Genomic DNA, 17,553 nt, shown 5'->3' with positions numbered 1-17,553 from the left:
AAGGGACAGCAGAGATGTCGAAAATCATTGCAAACTATACGTCTCGTCGTAGCTTCCTGAAGGGCGCTTCCGCACTGGGCGCTCTGGGTGTACTGGCTCCATCCATCTTCTCACCACGCTTCGCGCAAGCAGCAGTCAACGGGGAAGTTCTCTCCGGTTGTCACTGGGGTGCTTTCCGCGCAGTGGTCAAAGATGGTCGCTGGACAGAAGTAAAACCTTGGGAGCAGGATCCGCATCCTAGCCACCAGCTGGCAGGTGTTATGGACTCCGTCTACTCACCATCACGCATCAAGTATCCGATGGTTCGCCGCGCTTATCTTGAAAAAGGTCGTGGTGCAGACGTTGAAGACCGTGGCAGCAACGATTTTGTCCGCGTCAGCTGGGACAAAGCGTTGGATCTGGTAGCTCAGGAACTCAAATACGCCAAGGCAACGCATGGCCCACGCAGCGTCTTCACCGGCACATACGGCTGGAAGAGCGCAGGCAAAATCCATAACAGCCGCAGCCTGCTACGCCGCCTGATCAACCGCGGCCTGCAAATGCCAAACGTCACCCACACCGGCGACTACTCAACCGGCGCCTCTCAGGTGATCATGCCGCACGTCATGGGCACGCTGGAGGTCTATGAACAGCAGACGGTCTGGCCTGTTGTTGTCGAGAATACAGAAGTGCTGGTTGTTTGGGGCGCAGACCCAATCAAGACCAACCAGATCGACTGGCTCATCGCAGACCACGACAGCTACACCTATCTTGAAGAGTTCAAGAAGACTGGCAAAAAGGTCATCTGCATCGACCCACTTAAATCCAAAACCGCCGAGTTCATGGATGCAGAATGGGTACAGGTCAAACCACAGACCGATGTTGCATTGATGCTCGGCATGGCACACACGCTCTTTGTTGAAGAGCTGTATGACGTCGACTTCATGGACGAATACACCGCAGGTTTCGACAAATTCCTCCCATATCTGACTGGTGAGACAGATCAGACACCAAAATCTGCTGAATGGGCCTCAGAAATCTGCGGTGTTCCAGCTGATAAGATCAAGGAACTGGCACGCCTGTTCATGGGCAACCGCACCATGCTCACCAGCGGCTGGTCCCTGCAACGTCAGCACCACGGCGAACAGCCACACTGGATGCTGGTCACACTGGCTTCTATGCTGGGTCAGATCGGCCTGCCGGGCGGTGGTTTCGGTCTTTCCTATCATTACTCCAACGGCGGCACCCCAACCTCCGACGGCCCCGCCCTTTCCGGCATGAACGACGGCGGCGCAATGGAAGGATCAGTGTCCATTCCAGTGGCTCGTGTTGTTGAGATGCTGGAACGTCCAGGCGAAGAGTATGACTTCAACGGCACCCGCTACACCTTCCCTGACATCAAAATTGCGTATTGGGCTGGCGGCAACCCGTTCCACCACCATCAGGATCGCAACCGCATGATCAAGGCCTGGCAGAAACTGGAAACAGTGATCGTTCAGGACTACCAGTGGACCGCAACAGCACGCTTTGCTGACATCGTTCTTCCAGCAGCTTCTGCTTATGAACGCAATGACATCGAAGCCATGGGCTCTTACTCCAACAAAGCAACTGTAGCGATGAAGAAGATCGTTGATCCTGTCTTCGAAGCTCGCAGTGAGTATGACATCTTCGTTGATCTGGCAGACCGCCTTGGCAACAAGGAAGCCTACACCGATGGTCGTGACGAAATGGACTGGATCCGTCACTACTACGAGCAAGCTCAAAAACAGGCTGCAAGCAAGAACCTTGAAATGCCTGAGTTCGAGAAGTTCTGGGAAGACGGCATCGTCGTCCATCCAGTCTCACAGGCTGCGAAGGAGTACGTCCGCTACGCTGACTTCCGCGAAGATCCTCTTCTGGAACCACTGGGCACACCAACCGGTAAGATCGAGATCTACTCCAAGAACATCGAGAAAATGGGCTACGACGACTGTCCTCCGCACCCAAGGTGGATGGAACCACTCGAACGCCTCGATGGTCCAGATGCCAAGTTCCCGATCCACGTCAACACCGGCCATCCGAACGATCGTCTGCACTCGCAGCTCAACGGTACAATCCTTCGCGAAGGATACGCTGTTGCAGACCGCGAACCATGCATGATCAATCCAAAAGATGCAGAAGCTCGGGGCATCAAGTCTGGCGACGTCATCCGCATCTTCAACGACCGCGGCCAGACACTGGCAGGCGCGATCGTCAGCGAAGACATCATGCCAAACGTCATCCGCCTTTACGAAGGTGGTTGGTATGACCCGGTCGAAGGCGGAAAAATCGGCAGCCTCTGCGCATACGGTGACGTCAACACCCTTACCCCAGACCTTGGCACCTCCAAGCTGGCACAGGGCAACTGTGGCCACACCGTCATCGCAGACTTCGAAAAATTCGAAGGCGAACTGCCAGACGTCAAAGTCTTCACAGCTCCAACGAACGGATAAATCAGGAACCAAATCAACACCAAAAAGGGCTGCCCCACGCAGCCCTTTTTTCTTGCCTGCTCGATGTTCTCGCAGTGCATTTAAGTCGAGATTTAGGTCAATCTCTCAGTTTTCGATAACTGTCATCACACCGCATCAAAACCAGCTATAGCCAGTATGGTAGAACAGAAGCTGCAATAGTTCTGCGGGGAAGCGATGACAGAAAAACAGCAAAACACATCAGCCCACACTCAGGAAAAGATGGCCCGTCGCTATGACGACGGTCGGGAGCATAAGCACAACAAAGATCATTTGGAGTACGAGCGCGGTCGCAAGAGCCATCCGGCCACTCAGCATGGCGGCGATCCGGAAGGCCACAAACACCCGCATAAAAACCGCGCCGGAAAAGGCCATTCAGACAACGGCCACCACCGCACCAAGATGCATGACCACAAAGAACACACCAGAGAGCACCACAAGAAAGACATCCACTGATCTGGCACTTACCAAGTGCCCTCTGTGTGTTCTCCTACTCTCACAAAAACACCCCGGCCATTTCTGACCGGGGTGTTTTTAGTTTCTAATGTGAGATGCGATTAGCTGCCGAGCAGACCGCTCAACATCACCCAGACAACTGCCAGCGGAGCGACGATCCGCATGATCCAGGTGAATGCTGCCATCCACTTGAAGTTCAAAGAACCATCATTGCTCAGCTCTTTGCCCATCTTCTCAAGCACAATCCAACCTGCAAACAGAGAAGTCAGAATGCCACCGATTGGCAGTGTGTAGTTGTCGACTGCATAAACCATCAGATCGAAGAAGTTCATGCCGAACAGCTTGTATTCACCCCATACACCAAGTGCGAGGGAACAAGGTACGCCGATCAGGAAGATCAGGATACCAACCACGATCGCAGACCACTTGCGCTCTATGCCGTACTCTTCTGCAAAGTATGCGACCGGAATAGCCAGCAGAGAGATAGAAGAGGTCAGCGCTGCGATCAGCAGCATCGCGAAGAAGATGATCTGGAACACGTAGCCGCCAATCATCTCACCAAACACAGCTGGCAGAGTGATGAAGGTCAGGCCCGGACCTGCACCTGGGTCCATGCCGAAGGCAAACACAGCTGGCAGAACCAGCAGGCCACCCAGCACGCCAACAAGCGCCGCAAGGAACACCACCCAGCAGGAAGCATTCGGGATGTCCGCGTCTTTGTCCAAGTAAGAACCATAGGTGATCATCGCACCCATACCCAGAGACAAGCTGAAGAACGCCTGACCCAGAGCTGCACGCAGCATCTCACCATTCACCTGAGACCAGTCTGGTACGAGGAAGAACTCAATACCTTCCCATGCACCTGACAGGGTCACACTGCGAACCACCAGAACCATCAGGAGGATGAACAGCAGAGGCATCAGAACTTTAACAGAGCGCTCAATACCCTGCGCCACACCTGCAATCACGATACCCATGGTCAGAACCATGAACACACCATGATAGAAGATCGGTTCCCAAACTGCGGAAACCAGCCCGCCGAACTGCGCTTCCAGCAACTCAGGTTGAGCAGATTCAATGGTGCCTGCAACACTCTTCACCAGATACGCAATCGTCCAGCCGCCAACGACGGAGTAGAACGACAGGATCATGAAGCCAGTGACCACCCCAATCACACCTGTTGTGGACCAGAGGCTGCCACCCAGTGCACGGAACGCACCCACAGGGTTCTTCTTCGCTGAACGACCAATAGCGATTTCCGCCATGATCAGCGCGGCGCCGATGGTCGCCATGATGATCAGATAAACCGCCAGAAAAGCGCCGCCGCCCTGGGTACCTGCCAGATATGGAAATTTCCAGATATTACCGAGACCGACTGCAGACCCTGCAGCAGCCATAATGAAGCCGAAGCGGCTTCCCCATTGCTCACGTTTCATTCTTATTGTTGCCAATCAACATGTGATGGTTTGTTTCAATCAAGCGCAAAAGCTTGAAATGAATTCGTTGTTCCAGCTCTTTTGATGAAATTTTTAGCCTTGTTGACCTGACAGATTGTCGCAGGCAAAACTACGTACCCGAAAAAATAAGCGTTTTCTGCGGGTGCAATTATTGGGTGAGATCAAAAACTGGCCACATGAACTCATATTTTCCGATAAATAGGCATACTACACCCAAGAAACGCAAATTATTAGCAGGCTCATTCAATTATTGAATTAACCACGATATATGAGCGCAATTTCCTGTCCTCATATGCGGCCCACAGGTTTTTTCGTCGCATGCCCTGCCGCAGCGCCCCAAAACCACAATTCAGACACAAAAAAGCACCGCCAGAACGGTGCTTCTTTTTCTCGTTGGGACGATCATCAGGCCTTATGCTTGAGGCCAGCGTCCCCTTACACTGCGATACCTGGCCTGCTTTTCCTCGTCCAGACATGCCATCTCACGCGGCAATCTGGCATTCATGGAATGCACCCAGTAGCGCTTTAGCTGCCTCAACATAACCCAGTTCCTTATCAAGACCATCTCGGGTGAAGGGACCATGCCCAACAAGCACATCTTCCTCCCTCATCCGGCCCAGATTAAGTCAAACTACGCATGACCTCAGAACAGCATTAAAAAAGGCCACCAAAACTGGCGGCCTTTTCATTGTTTTTGAGCGAAGCTTTATACGCCGAAGATGGAGTGAGCCATCACGTAGATGATTGCGATTGGCGCAAACACACGGCACATCCACTTCCATGCGATCAGGTAAGCAAACGGACGCTCGCCTTCGTTGGTCACTTCCGCAGCAAACTTGTCGTAGCTCACCCAACCAGCAACCAGACAGGTCGCAATCGCGCCCAGTGGCAGGAAGTAGTTGTCAGTGAGATAGCCAAGGAAGTCGAAGAAGTTCAACTCGAAGAACGTGACATCACCCCAGACGCCCAGCGCCAGAGAGCTTGGAACACCAAACAGGAAGATCACGATACCAACCCAGACGGTCGCTGCCTTACGGCCCACGTTGAACTCCTCACAGATGAAAGCAACCACAACCTGCAGCAAGGAAATTGCTGAGGTGATCGCGGCTACAAACAGCAGCAGGAAGAAGCAAAGCTGAATGAAGGTGCCAAATGGCAGCTCAGCAAAGATCGCCGGCAAGGTGATAAAGGTCAGGCCTGGGCCTGCAGCCGGATCCATGTTGAACGCAAACACAGCTGGCAGAATAAGGAAGCCAGCCAGAATTGCGACCAAGAGATCGAGACCAACAACCCAAACAGCTGCGTTTGGAATGCTCTCTTTGTTACCCAGATAAGAACCATAGGTGATCAAGGCACCCATACCCAGTGACAGCGTAAAGAACGCCTGCCCCAGAGCTGCGGCAACCATATCCGGATTCAGATGTGACCAGTCAGGAACGAGGAAGTACTCAACACCTGCCCAGGCCCCTTCAAGGGTCAGAGAACGAACCACCAGCAGTGCCAGCAGAATGAACAGAAGCGGCATCATGATCTTGGATGCCTTCTCGATGCCACCGGAAATACCGTTGATCACGATCAGCACACCAATTGCCATGAAGGCACCGTGATAAATGATCGGCTCAACTGCATCTGTCACCAATGCACCGAAGTGTCCCTCAAACTCTGCACCGGAATAACCAGCAAAGCCGCCGGTTAACGTCTTAACCACGTAAGCGATGGTCCAGCCGCCGACAACGGAATAGAATGAGAGAATAAGAAACGCGGTCAAAACCGCCATGAGACCAAAAATCGACCAGCCTGCGCCGCCGACACGCTTGAAAGCGCTGAATGGGTTGGCTTGAGCCTGACGGCCCAGCGCAATCTCCGCGATCATCACACACAAACCAATCGCGATCAAAAACGCAATATAGACCACGAGGAATGCCCCGCCGCCTTCTGCGCCAACCAAATACGGAAATTTCCAGATATTACCTAATCCAACCGCTGAACCTGCAGCAGCCAGAATGAAGCCGATACGACTTCCCCAATGCTCTCGTTGCATGTGACCTAAGCCATTCTTTTTTGATTTTGCTTAAGTGTATTTTGAAATCAACTTTCACAAGTTGCCCGATTCTAGCAATATATCGCCAGAGATACACCCCATTTATGCAACAGAGTTTCTCATATATGACTATTGGGTGTCACGATGCCCATAAAAAAGTAATACTGATTACTACGCGGCATATGGTGAGATTAACTCAACAAGATAAGTAGTATTGATTACTTTAGCTTTACAGCAATCAATACTACCAGTGATATATCTTATACTCAATTACACTGAGAACAAGAGTTCGGCCAAAGAGTCGTGTTACAAAGGGACTGAATATTGCTGACAATCGCATCAGCACCAGCTGCCTTCGCGCTCTGACAGGCACCATTTGCGTTGCTAACAGACAGCTTGCCATTGGCCACCACAGAGAGCGGGAAGCTCATATTGGTGCGCTGATAAACCAGCGTGTTCTGACCACACTTGATCATTGGCATTGGGCCACCCGCACTGCTTCCATCCGCATAGAGCGCTGTACCGCGGTTACAATACTGGGTCATGGGAGGAGTGACTTGTGTGTCGCTGCCCTGAGCATAGCTTTCAGAGGCGACCATAAAAGTACCGGCCAGCAGAAGGCCGAGACACCAAAAAATACGCATTTTTCTTCCTTCTCGTTGGTCCCACCTCCTACGAAATCATGGCAGGACAATCATAAAGACGAAGCATGCGCACTTTTGTGAAGAAAAAGGCCACCGGGCATGGAAGCCGGCAGCCTCTTATTCAAACCAGCATTATCAGTGCTTTGGTTACTCAGCTGCTTCCATTGCAGGCATCTTTGCAGCAACTGCTTTCTGCGCAGCGGCATACTCTTCGGATAGGCGGGTAACCAGATCACCAGCAGTGCCGATGGTCTTCACCGCACCAATGCCCTGACCGCAACCCCAGATCTCTTTCCAGCTCTTCGGCTTACCGGACCCACTGTTAAAGTTCATGGTTTTCAAATCGCCTTCAGGCAGGTTGTTCGGGTCCATACCGGCATTCTCGATGGAAGGCTTCAGATAGTTGCCGTGAACGCCCGTAAACAGATTGGAGTAGACAATGTCCTCTGCCCCACTCTCAACGATCATCTGCTTATAGCCCTGCTCCGCATTCGCTTCCTCAGTCGCAATAAACGCAGAGCCGATGTAAGCCAGATCAGCCCCCATCACCTGAGAAGCAAGGATGGACTGGCCAGTGCTGATGCTACCAGACAGCAGCAAAGGACCATCAAACCACTCACGGATCTCCTGAATAAGCGCAAACGGAGAGGTCGTCCCCGCATGACCACCTGCACCTGCTGCAACAGCGATCAGGCCATCAGCCCCCTTCTCGATCGCTTTATGCGCATGTGTGTTGGTGATGATGTCATGCAGCACGATGCCACCATAAGAGTGGACCGCATCAAACACCTCTGGTCGCGCACCCAGAGAAGTGATCACGATCGGCACTTTGTACTTCACGCAAAGCTCCACATCATGTTCCAGACGATCATTGGATCGATGCACAATCTGGTTCACAGCGAACGGTGCAGACGGCTTATCCGGATTGGCTGCATCATAAGCTGCCAGCTCTTCCGTAATCTGGATCAGCCACTCTTCCAGCTTTTCCTTTGGGCGCGCGTTAAGCGCAGGGAAAGATCCAACGATCCCCGCCTTACACTGTGCAATCACAAGGTCTGGATTACTGATGATGAACAATGGGCTGCCAACAACTGGCAGGCGAAGTTTAGTCTTCAAAATATCTGGCAAAGCCATTTCAAACATACTCCCTTACAAATCCGACAATCTGCCTGCCTCTAGAAGGCTCAGGCAGCATCCCCTTTCCGACGTTTCAACCGATCTTGAATGTCCTGCATCATCTCGCCGCTCCGGTCATCAACCAGAGCCTGAACATCCCGGGCACCTAATTCTCTGTAATCCTGCGAGAGCACGCGCACCTCACGCACCGGCTCTCCGCTCTGCCTGTCCAGCAGCTCCAGCCGTGGCCCATCTTCACGGGCCTCCCAGCGTTCACTCCACTGATGCAGCGCAATCATGACCGGATAGAAATCCATTCCCTTCTCGGTCAGCAGATAAACCGTGCCGCGCTTGTCATGCTGGTCTTGCTCCTTGCGCAACATCCCGGCCTGAACAAGCCGCCTCAACCGATCCGTCAGCACGCTGGTTGAGATCTGCAAATGTCCCTGAAAGTCATCAAAGCGCTTAATGCCCTGAAACTGACATCGCAGAATAAGCAAGATCCAGGGATCCCCCATCTGCTCGATGGCTTGGGCAACTGCGCAGTCAACACCTGCAAAGCTTCGTCGCGCTCCACTCATTCCCGGCTCCGGCACCTTTTAGAATTTAACTTCGTTTAAAGAAGCTATTTCCAGTTGACCTAATGGGCAACCTAGCCCTTTGGCCTAGTCGCAAATGAAGGCTCTGAGTCCTTTTGCAAGACCGGTTTCAGAGCCTCAAACACCCCTTCTCGCCACGTCAGAGCCATCGAAACCAAGTTGTCCCCAGCCCCTGCAGAACTTTTTTCAAGCTTAGTTTCGCTCACCGAAACCACCCGAAACCCTCTTTCGGAAAAACCTTGTGTTTCGGTTTCCAAAACCGATTTCGGAGTCTTCAAAACCGATTTTGTTGACTTCCAAAATCGGTTTTGTAAGCATCATCGATGAAATCAGATCATGCATGGGAGCGATCTGGTGACAAAGTATTTGGGTGGGAATTCTGTGAGCATCACTGACCAGAATGTGCAGCAGAGAAAATCTGTGACCATTGGAGACGTGGCACGCCATGTGGGCGTAGCAAAGGGCACCGTGTCCCGCGTCTTGAACAACTACACGGACATTTCCAAAAACACACGTGAGCGCGTGCTCAAAGCAGTCGAAGAGCTGGGCTACCGCCCCTCCTCTACAGCACGCAACCTCAAACGAGGCCGTGTCGATACATTCGGCATCGTCCTGCCACTCATGCCCGGCAAAGGCGCCGATCCGTTTCTTGCCGAGTTTCTGGATGGCATGACACGAGCGCTCAACGCAGTCGACAAAGATCTGCTGGTCACAACAGCAAGTTCCATGGATGATGCAGTGCTGGCAATCCGCCGCCTCATCTCCTCACAAAAGGTCGATGGCTTCGTTCTCACCAGAACAGCAACCAATGATCCACGAGTCGATTATCTTCTGGATCGCGGCTTTCCGTTTGTCAGCCATGGCCGCACAGCCCGTGAGAGTGAACATCCCTGGTTTGACATCGACAACCACGCCGCCTTCTACGCTGCTGCGCAAAAGGTCATCGCACAGGGGCATCGCCGCATCTCGCTGGTGATGTCCAATCCGCAGATGAATTTCAGTCGCCTGCGTATCGAAGGCTTCCAGCAAGGGCTGGAAGATGCTGGCCTAGCTTTCGAAGATCAGCTGATAGCAGAAGCAACACTGGACGAACCGGGCGGTGAGCAGGCAGCCCTTCAGCTGCTCCGTCAGAACCGCCCGCCGACAGCCATCATCTGCATGACAGACGCCATCGCCATCGGCGTTACCAAAATCATCCGCCGTCATGGATTGACCGTCGGCGAAGACATCACCGTCATCGGCTACGACGGCCTGCCTGTTTGCGAGCACTTCGATCCACCGCTCACCAGCTTTGCCCAAGAACCGGTTCTCGCAGGCAGCACACTGGCAGAACTTCTCACAAAAGCAATCAGCGGTCAGCCAGCACGCGAGCTGCAAGTACTGGCTGAAGCAAAACTCATTCAGCGTGGCTCTGATGGTCCGCCGCGCAAAACACCTGAGGAGCTGAAAGCTCACCTCAGCACATACTTCGCAACCGCATAATGGAGGAAATTATGTTCGGGAGGAACATTCTAAGGACAACAGCCCTCGTCGGCACGCTTGCATTTGCAATGAGCGCTGCACAGGCTGAAGCACTGCGCTTCTGGACCACAGAAGAACAGCCTGCACGTCTCGCCAAGCAGGAGGCAATGGCGAAGGCGTTTATCGAGAAAACGGGCATTGAAGTCAACGTTATTCCGGTAACTGAAAAAGACATGGGCACCCGTGCAACGGCCGCTTATGCAGCAGGCGACCTGCCAGACGTGATCTATCATCCGTTGATCCACGTTCTGCCATGGGCAGAAGCTGGCATCATCGACACAGATGCAGCAACCGAAGTCATCGAAGATCTGGAAGAAAGCACCTTCGCTTCCGGCGCTCTGAACATGGCCGCTCTGCCAGATGGCTACGCAGCTGTTCCGGTTGATGGCTGGACCCAGATGATCGTCTACCGCAAGGATCTGTTTGACGCTGCTGGTCTGGAAGCTCCAAACACCTACGCATCCATCCTTGCTGCCATCGAAAAGCTGCACAACCCGCCTGAGCAGTTCGGCTTTGTGGCTGCAACAAAGATCGACGAAAGCTTCATGAGCCAGCTTCTGGAACATGTGCTTCTGGCAAACGGTGCTACCCCAGTCGATAAAGACGGTTTCAAAGGCTTTGACGAGAAGAAACTTGCGGAAGCACTGACTTTCTATAAAGCACTGGCAAAGGCATCTCCTCCAGGCGACCTCTACTGGAAACAGTCACGCGAACTCTACTTCGCTGGCAAAGCAGCTATGATCATCTGGTCTCCGTTCATTCTGGACGAGCTGGCTGGTCTGCGTGACAGCGCACCGCCAACCATCAACGACGACCCAACCTCCAAGGAACTGGCAGGTAAAACCGGCGTTGTAACCACTCTGTCCGGTCCATCCAACAAGACCGGCGCAGCATGGGGCGACATTCGCTACTTCTCCATCACCAACGATGCTGACACAGAAGCTGCACAGCAGTTCGTGGAATACTCCATGAACGAAGGCTACATGGCGACCCTGTCCATCGCACCGGAAGGCAAGTTCCCTGTTCGCCGCGGTAATGCGGAAGACAAAGAAGCCTTCATCAAAGGCTGGGCAACCCTGCCAGTTGGTGTGGACCGCAAAGCACCGCTCACAGAGCTCTATCCGGCAGAAACAATCTCTCAGATTGTTGAAGGTTTGGACACGGCTAGCCGTTGGGGGGTGAAGGAAGGCCAGCTCAGTCTTGCATCCAAGATCCTGAACTCCATGGCTATCAACCGCTACACCCGCGAGTTCATTGATGACGAACTCTCTGCGGAAGAAGCGGTCGCCCGGATCAACCAGGAACTTGCCAAGATCAAGTAAGGCCTGACGCCGCCGTGATCCCAGCCCGCAGGCCATTGGTCTGCGGGCCCTTAAACCACCAAAACCACAGTGATATCAGGAGCACAGCGCAATGAGCGCCATAGCCGATCAGGCCGGAAAAACTGTTAGCACAGCAGGTGAAAGCGTAAGCCAGCCGCCCAAAGGCGCAGGCCCCATGCAAAAGCGGGAGGCCCGCCTCGCCTACACCATGCTGGCGCCCACGTTTCTGATCATCCTCGCAATTGTTCTTGGACCGTTGGTCGCCAACTTCTGGATCAGTTTCAAACCCGTGGAGCTGGGCGACTTACGTGCCCCCAAAGTTCTCATCAACGAACGTGTCAAAGGCAAGCCTCAACAGGCAGGCGATCCGGCAACGCTGGAGTACCGTGTCCGCAACTCCTCCCAGAAAAACTCCATCGCAGACGCTGGTTTTACCGATATCCTCCCACCCGGTTTCACCGCGCAAAAACTGCCGGATGCCTGCTCTCTGACTGGGATCAACCTGACCTGCAACATCGGCATGCTTGAAGGCAAAGCCCGCGAAAAACTCGTCATCGCAGGCACCGTTTCCGATGAATACCTTGCGCTGAAGAAGCCGGAAAAAGCCAGCAAACCAGCTGTATTCGGCAATGCTGACAGTGTGCTCACCAACAGCACCTTCACGCTCGACAATTTCCGCCGTGTGTTTGACAGCGATGAGTTCTGGAGCGTTCTGCGTGTCACGTTCTACTACACCATCTTCGGCACAGTGGGCGCACTGGTCCTCGGTCTATTTGCAGCACAGCTCCTCAACACCTCCTTCAAAGGCAGAGGCATCCTGCGCGGGCTCTTCCTGTTCCCTTATGTGTCTCCAGTCATCGCCGTCGCCTTCACCTGGGTCGTGCTGCTGGATCCCTTCTCCGGAACCTTGAACGCCCTGCTCACCAAGATGGGTGTCTTCGCAGAGCCGGTGAACTTCTTCGGTCAGCGCGCAGTCGACCTGCATCTGTTCGGAACATCCTTCGAGTTCCCACTGGCGCTCTCAACAGTCATCGCCTTTGAAGCATGGCGGTACTTCCCGCTGTCCTTCCTGTTCATTCTGGCCCGCATGCAGTCCGTCTCAACCGACATTTATGAGGCCGCAGAAATGGATGGCGCAACCCCACTGCAGCAGTTCTGGTACATTTCCCTGCCACAGCTCATGGGCATCCTGTCAGTCCTCTTCCTGCTGCGCTTCATTTGGACCTTCAACAAGTTCGACGACATCTTCCTGCTCACAGGCGGCAATGCCGGAACCCGCACCCTGACCGTGGATGTGTATGAGCAAGGCTTTGCCCTCTCCAATCTGGGCGCCGGTGCAGCTGTTGCTGTGGTGGTCTTTGTTGTTCTTGTCACCTTCGCCACCTTGTTCATCCGCTTCTCAACCAAGGAGGAAGGACTATGAGATTGCTGAACAGCTACGTTCTTTCTGCTGTAAGCGGAGCCGTCTGGGGCTTTTTGTCCATGATCGTGATTGGTGTCACCCTGACACTCATCACCGGCGAGCTGGCCATCCCACAAGTGGGCGCCGCCACCCTCGCCGCCGCGCTGGGCGCACTCTTTACCCATCTGTGGGAAGGTAAGACCGCCAGCATCGGACAGAAATACGCCCCAGCTGCCATCATCCTGCTGACCCTGCTGGCCGCAACCTTCGGCGCACCTTTCGCTCTGCCGCTCTCCGTAGAGCCGCTCTGGCAACTCATCGCACTGGTTTCCTTTGTGGCCGTCACCTTCTGGGCAAACCGCCAAACCATGGCCGGCACTCCAAAAGGCAGCCTCACCCGATATGAGAAGGAAGTCATCTTCCTGCGCGTCGCAAAAGGCTTTGGCTTTGTCATCTTCACCGTCATGGTTGCTCTGCCGTTCTACGTCATGGTCATGACCAGCCTGAAGAGCCAGCAGCAACTGCTCGGCAATCCGCTGGATCTGTCCATCGACCTGTCCGGCGGCCTCTCTGGAATGTTCCGCTCTTACATTGAGCTGTTCACCCAGTTCAACTTCGGCACCTATCTGACAGTCTCTGCCATCGTTTCAGTGGCAACCGTCATCCTGACCCTGTTGTTCTCAGTTCCGGGCGCCTATGCCGTCTCCCGCCTGAACTTCCCGGGTCGCTCCTGGATGTCCCGCTCTGTGCTGCTCATCTACATGGTGCCTGCGATTGTTCTGGTGATCCCTCTCTATGCTGTCTTCTCTCAGCTGGGCTTGCGCAACTCATTGACGGGTCTGCTCATCGTCTATCCGGCAACCACCATTCCAGTCGCCCTGTATATGCTGCAAGGCTACTTCAAAGGCCTGCCGGCAGAGCTGGAAGAAGCGGGTCTCATGGATGGTCTCAGTCGTCTGGGCGTGATCCTCAAAATCACCCTGCCGCTGTCCCTGCCAGCGCTGGCCTCCGTCTCTCTTTACGTCTTCATGATCGCGTGGAACGAGTTCCTATTTGCCTTCATGTTCCTGGACGATCCGGACATCTTCACCCTCTCCCGCGGTGTTGTGTCCCTCAACTCTTCAGAAGTCCCACGTCAACATTTGATGGCCGGTGCGGTCATCGCAACAGTCCCTGTGCTTTGTATCTTCCTGTGGTTCGAACGGTTCCTCGTTCAAGGCCTCACAGCAGGTAGCGTCAAAGGCTAAGTGGCACTGTCAAAAAGAAAAAACATCGGAGTATCTAACATGTCCGCACAACTCGATAATCAGGCCATTTCCATCCTTAAGGAAAATGATCTTGGCGGCTATACCATCCCGACCAAAGGTCTCTACCCTTACCAGTGGAACTGGGACAGCGCATTCGTCGCCCTCGGCTTTGCAACGTTCAACATGAACCGCGCATGGGAAGAGATTGAACTTCTCTTCGAAGGCCAGTGGGATGACGGCATGGTACCGCACATCATCTTCCGCAAGGATGACCCAAGCTACTTCCCCGGCCCATCCGTCTGGGGCACCACAAACCCGAAGATCCCAACCTCCGGCCACTCCCAGCCACCAGTGGCAGCAACCGTGGTTCGCCGCTTGTTTGAGCAGGACACATCCGCAGCCGGTAAAGAGAAGATCAAGTCCCTCTTCCCGAAACTGCTGGCATGGCACCGCTGGTACCACACCTATCGTGACCCGGAAGGCCACGGCGTCATCGCCATCATGCACCCATGGGAATCTGGTCGTGACAACCTGCCAGACTGGGACAACGCAGCAAGCCACGTCGATATCTCTGAGATTGGTGAGTACACCCGCAAAGACACATCCCACGTCAATCCGGAGATGCGCCCGAAGAAGATCGACTACGACCGCTATCTGGCAATCGTGAAATTTGGCCGTGACAACAACTGGGACCCAAAGATCGTCGCAGAACAGTGCCCGTTCTTCGTCGCTGACCCAGGCAACACCTTTATCCTGCTGCGTGCAGACCGCGACCTGCTGGCCATGGCTGAAGCACTGGGCGAAACCGAAGCAGCTGAAGAGCTGAAGGGTTGGATTGCCCTCACAGAAAAAGGCATCGCCAAACTCTGGAACGAAGAAAAGCAGGCCTTCTGCACATACGATCTGCGCAATGATGTATTGGGCGATGGCATTTCCAGCGCATCTTTCCTTGCTCCATATGCAGGCATTCGCGAAGAGAAGTACATCAACCCAACACGCGAGCATTTCGACCGGATCGCGGCAAAGGTCAACTACACCATGCCAAGCTACGACCCAGATCACCCGCTGTTTGAAAGCATGCGCTACTGGCGTGGTCCTGTCTGGGGCATCATCAACTACCTGATCGCAACCGGCTTTGCAGAACTGGGCGACACCGCCCGCGCGGAACGTCTGCGCACAGACACCGTTGCGCTGATCGAAAAGAGCGATTTTGCAGAATACTTTGATCCAATCAGCGGCGAAGGCGCTGGCGGTAACTCCTTCTCCTGGACATCCGCCATCTGGCTCACATGGGCCACACCAAGCCTGACCGCTAAAGCAGCCTGAGGAGGAACGGAATAATGGGAGCTATTCGCCTTGAGGGTGTCGAAAAATGGTTTGGTGACCTTCAGGTCATCAAAGGGATTGATCTTGAGATCAATCCCGGTGAGTTCGTCATCTTTGTTGGGCCCTCTGGCTGTGGCAAGTCCACACTTCTGCGCGTGATCTCCGGTCTGGAAGAAGCCAGCCGGGGCAGCGTGCACATTGATGGCAAGGACGTCACCGCCCTGCCACCGTCCGGGCGTGGGCTCTCCATGGTGTTCCAAAGCTACGCGCTCTACCCACACATGAGCGTGCGCGAAAACATGGGCTTTGCTCTGAAAACAGCAGGCGCTCCAAAAGCTGAGATTGAAGCCAAGGTCAACAAGGCCGCTGAAGTGCTTCAGCTGGAGGAGTATCTGGACCGCCGTCCAAAGGCACTCTCGGGTGGTCAGCGCCAGCGCGTTGCCATTGGCCGGTCCATTGTCCGCGATCCAGCCGCCTTCCTGTTTGATGAGCCGCTCTCCAATCTGGATGCAGCCCTGCGCGTTGAAATGCGTTTCGAGATTGCAAAACTGCACCGCAATCTGGATGCCACCATGATCTACGTGACCCACGATCAGGTGGAAGCGATGACACTGGCGGACAAGATCGTGGTCCTGCAATCTGGCCGTATCGAACAGGTCGGCTCTCCCCGTGAGCTCTATGAGCACCCGGACAACCTGTTTGTTGCGCAGTTCATCGGCTCACCAAAGATGAACATCATGCCCGTTGAGTTCAGCAGCGATACCTTCACGCTTGCTGGCTTCTCCGAGCAGCCTTCACCTTTCAGAGATAACGAAGGTACACCAGTCAAACTCGGCATCCGCCCGGAGCACATCAGCGTTGTTCCACCAGCAGAAGCCGCTGTGTCGGGTACGGTGGAGCATGTCGAATATCTGGGAGCAGATCTGTTCATCTATGTCGCCGCCAAAGGGCTCGGCACCATTCTGGTAAGACTATCCGGTCTGGAGCACTACAGCGCAGGCGACACGGTCGGTCTTTCCTTCGCCCCTGCTCTCACCCACTTCTTCGACGCAGATGGCAAAGCTGTGCGGGTGAACAGCGAGAAGGCAGCAGAACCTGCCTGAAACAACAGTCAGTTCTGATAGACAAAAGGCTTGGGTGCTCACACATCCAAGCCTTACTTTTTCTAAACAGCTAAAACAGCCTTAGAAGCGATAGGTAACACCAGCACCAATCAGCCAAGGATTAAGCTCAGCAGTGCCTGAAACTTTGGAATCATCGTTCAACGTCACATCGTAATCTGCTTCAAGGAACAGTTTTTTGACGTCGAAGTTTACGCCCCAATGGTCGTCGACCATATAGTCGAAACCAACCTGAAGAGCTGCACCGAATGTATTTTCGATATCAAGCTTCTTGGAATCTTTTCCATCATCTTGACTATAGAAAATTGTGTAGTTGATACCTGCGCCAATGTACGGCTTAAAACTACCAAAATTGGTGAAGTGGTACTGCAAAGTAAGTGTTGGCGGTAAGATCCAGGTTTCCCCGACATCACTAACACCTATGCCTGGAAGGCTACCGTCACCGTCAACATCTGACCAAGTAGTCCCCAAAATCAACTCAGCCGCAATGTTGTCAGTGAAGTAATAGGTAATATCCAGTTCCGGAACCACTGTACTCGAATATGACAGATCAGAACCTGCAACCCCGTTGACATGTCCTTCATCCATCGGAACAACACCCAGAGCACGCACACGGATCTGCCAAGGGCTTTTTTCCGATGCAGCCGCAGCAGCGATATCTTCCTGTGGCACAGGCATATCCGCTGCCAGAGCCTGACCAGCAGACGCCATAAGCGCTGCGCTCCCCATCAGGCCCATCACCCTCTTCAAACTCATCTCCACCTCCAGTTGCATAAGTTAGTTTTACACTTATTCCAATTATTGAGAGTGGATCAGAGCAGCATTGAGATGCA

General features: G+C 53.8%; 14 protein-coding genes. 8 read left to right on the top strand and 6 right to left on the bottom strand.

What is annotated here, in order from left to right; all coding sequences use genetic code 11:
* The first annotated feature begins 14 nt into the window (after window positions 1-14).
* Window positions 15-2,450, top strand: coding sequence for a trimethylamine-N-oxide reductase TorA (gene torA, locus PJE062_RS07015; RefSeq protein ID WP_008548116.1), 2,436 nt, complete (start codon window positions 15-17; stop codon window positions 2,448-2,450).
* Between the two features lie 195 nt (window positions 2,451-2,645).
* Window positions 2,646-2,924 carry a hypothetical protein gene (locus tag PJE062_RS07010; protein ID WP_008547867.1) on the top strand — a complete coding sequence of 93 codons (279 nt, stop codon included), beginning with the start codon at window positions 2,646-2,648 and terminating at the stop codon, window positions 2,922-2,924.
* Between the two features lie 101 nt (window positions 2,925-3,025).
* Here the strand turns inward: PJE062_RS07010 and PJE062_RS07005 are convergent, their stop codons facing one another.
* From PJE062_RS07005 to PJE062_RS06985, 5 genes are all read right to left on the bottom strand, one after another.
* The gene (locus PJE062_RS07005; RefSeq protein WP_008548085.1) at window positions 3,026-4,360 is read right to left on the bottom strand and encodes a sodium-dependent transporter; all 1,335 of its coding nucleotides are present in this window, start codon (window positions 4,358-4,360) and stop codon (window positions 3,026-3,028) included.
* A gap of 727 nt (window positions 4,361-5,087) precedes the next feature.
* Window positions 5,088-6,422, bottom strand: coding sequence for a sodium-dependent transporter (locus tag PJE062_RS07000; RefSeq protein WP_008548067.1), 1,335 nt, complete (start codon window positions 6,420-6,422; stop codon window positions 5,088-5,090).
* 266 nt (window positions 6,423-6,688) lie between these two features.
* Window positions 6,689-7,066 (bottom strand): hypothetical protein, encoded by a 378-nt coding sequence (locus PJE062_RS06995; RefSeq protein ID WP_008547972.1) that lies wholly within the window; start codon window positions 7,064-7,066, stop codon window positions 6,689-6,691.
* Between the two features lie 147 nt (window positions 7,067-7,213).
* Window positions 7,214-8,200, bottom strand: coding sequence for a nitronate monooxygenase family protein (locus PJE062_RS06990; protein ID WP_037036302.1), 987 nt, complete (start codon window positions 8,198-8,200; stop codon window positions 7,214-7,216).
* A gap of 50 nt (window positions 8,201-8,250) precedes the next feature.
* Window positions 8,251-8,763, bottom strand: coding sequence for a helix-turn-helix domain-containing protein (locus tag PJE062_RS06985; RefSeq protein ID WP_008548135.1), 513 nt, complete (start codon window positions 8,761-8,763; stop codon window positions 8,251-8,253).
* A gap of 372 nt (window positions 8,764-9,135) precedes the next feature.
* Here PJE062_RS06985 and PJE062_RS06980 point away from each other — a divergent pair, with 372 nt between their 5' ends.
* The 6 genes from PJE062_RS06980 (at window position 9,136) to PJE062_RS06955 (ending at window position 16,702) form a co-directional block, all read left to right on the top strand.
* Entirely contained in the window at window positions 9,136-10,263 is a 1,128-nt protein-coding gene (locus PJE062_RS06980; RefSeq protein WP_008547602.1) for a substrate-binding domain-containing protein, read from the top strand.
* 11 nt (window positions 10,264-10,274) lie between these two features.
* Window positions 10,275-11,624 carry an ABC transporter substrate-binding protein gene (locus PJE062_RS06975; RefSeq protein ID WP_008547546.1) on the top strand — a complete coding sequence of 450 codons (1,350 nt, stop codon included), beginning with the start codon at window positions 10,275-10,277 and terminating at the stop codon, window positions 11,622-11,624.
* Window positions 11,625-11,715: 91 nt separating this feature from the next.
* Window positions 11,716-13,047: a carbohydrate ABC transporter permease gene (locus tag PJE062_RS06970; RefSeq protein ID WP_008547584.1), complete on the top strand. Its 1,332-nt coding sequence runs from the start codon at window positions 11,716-11,718 to the stop codon at window positions 13,045-13,047.
* Window positions 13,044-14,273, top strand: a complete 1,230-nt coding sequence (locus PJE062_RS06965; RefSeq protein WP_008548134.1) for a carbohydrate ABC transporter permease — start codon at window positions 13,044-13,046, stop codon at window positions 14,271-14,273. Before PJE062_RS06970 ends, PJE062_RS06965 begins: the two co-directional genes overlap by 4 nt.
* Before the next feature lie 39 nt (window positions 14,274-14,312).
* Window positions 14,313-15,599 carry a trehalase family glycosidase gene (locus PJE062_RS06960; protein WP_008548054.1) on the top strand — a complete coding sequence of 429 codons (1,287 nt, stop codon included), beginning with the start codon at window positions 14,313-14,315 and terminating at the stop codon, window positions 15,597-15,599.
* Between the two features lie 14 nt (window positions 15,600-15,613).
* Window positions 15,614-16,702 (top strand): ABC transporter ATP-binding protein, encoded by a 1,089-nt coding sequence (locus tag PJE062_RS06955; protein ID WP_008547446.1) that lies wholly within the window; start codon window positions 15,614-15,616, stop codon window positions 16,700-16,702.
* Window positions 16,703-16,783: 81 nt separating this feature from the next.
* Here the strand turns inward: PJE062_RS06955 and PJE062_RS06950 are convergent, their stop codons facing one another.
* Window positions 16,784-17,476 carry an OmpW family protein gene (locus tag PJE062_RS06950; protein ID WP_008547960.1) on the bottom strand — a complete coding sequence of 231 codons (693 nt, stop codon included), beginning with the start codon at window positions 17,474-17,476 and terminating at the stop codon, window positions 16,784-16,786.
* Window positions 17,477-17,553 lie beyond the last annotated feature (77 nt).

This window comes from Pseudovibrio sp. JE062, from assembly GCF_000156235.1.
Classification (GTDB): Bacteria; Pseudomonadota; Alphaproteobacteria; order Rhizobiales; family Stappiaceae; genus Pseudovibrio.
This window is presented reverse-complemented; position numbering and strand designations above follow the sequence as displayed.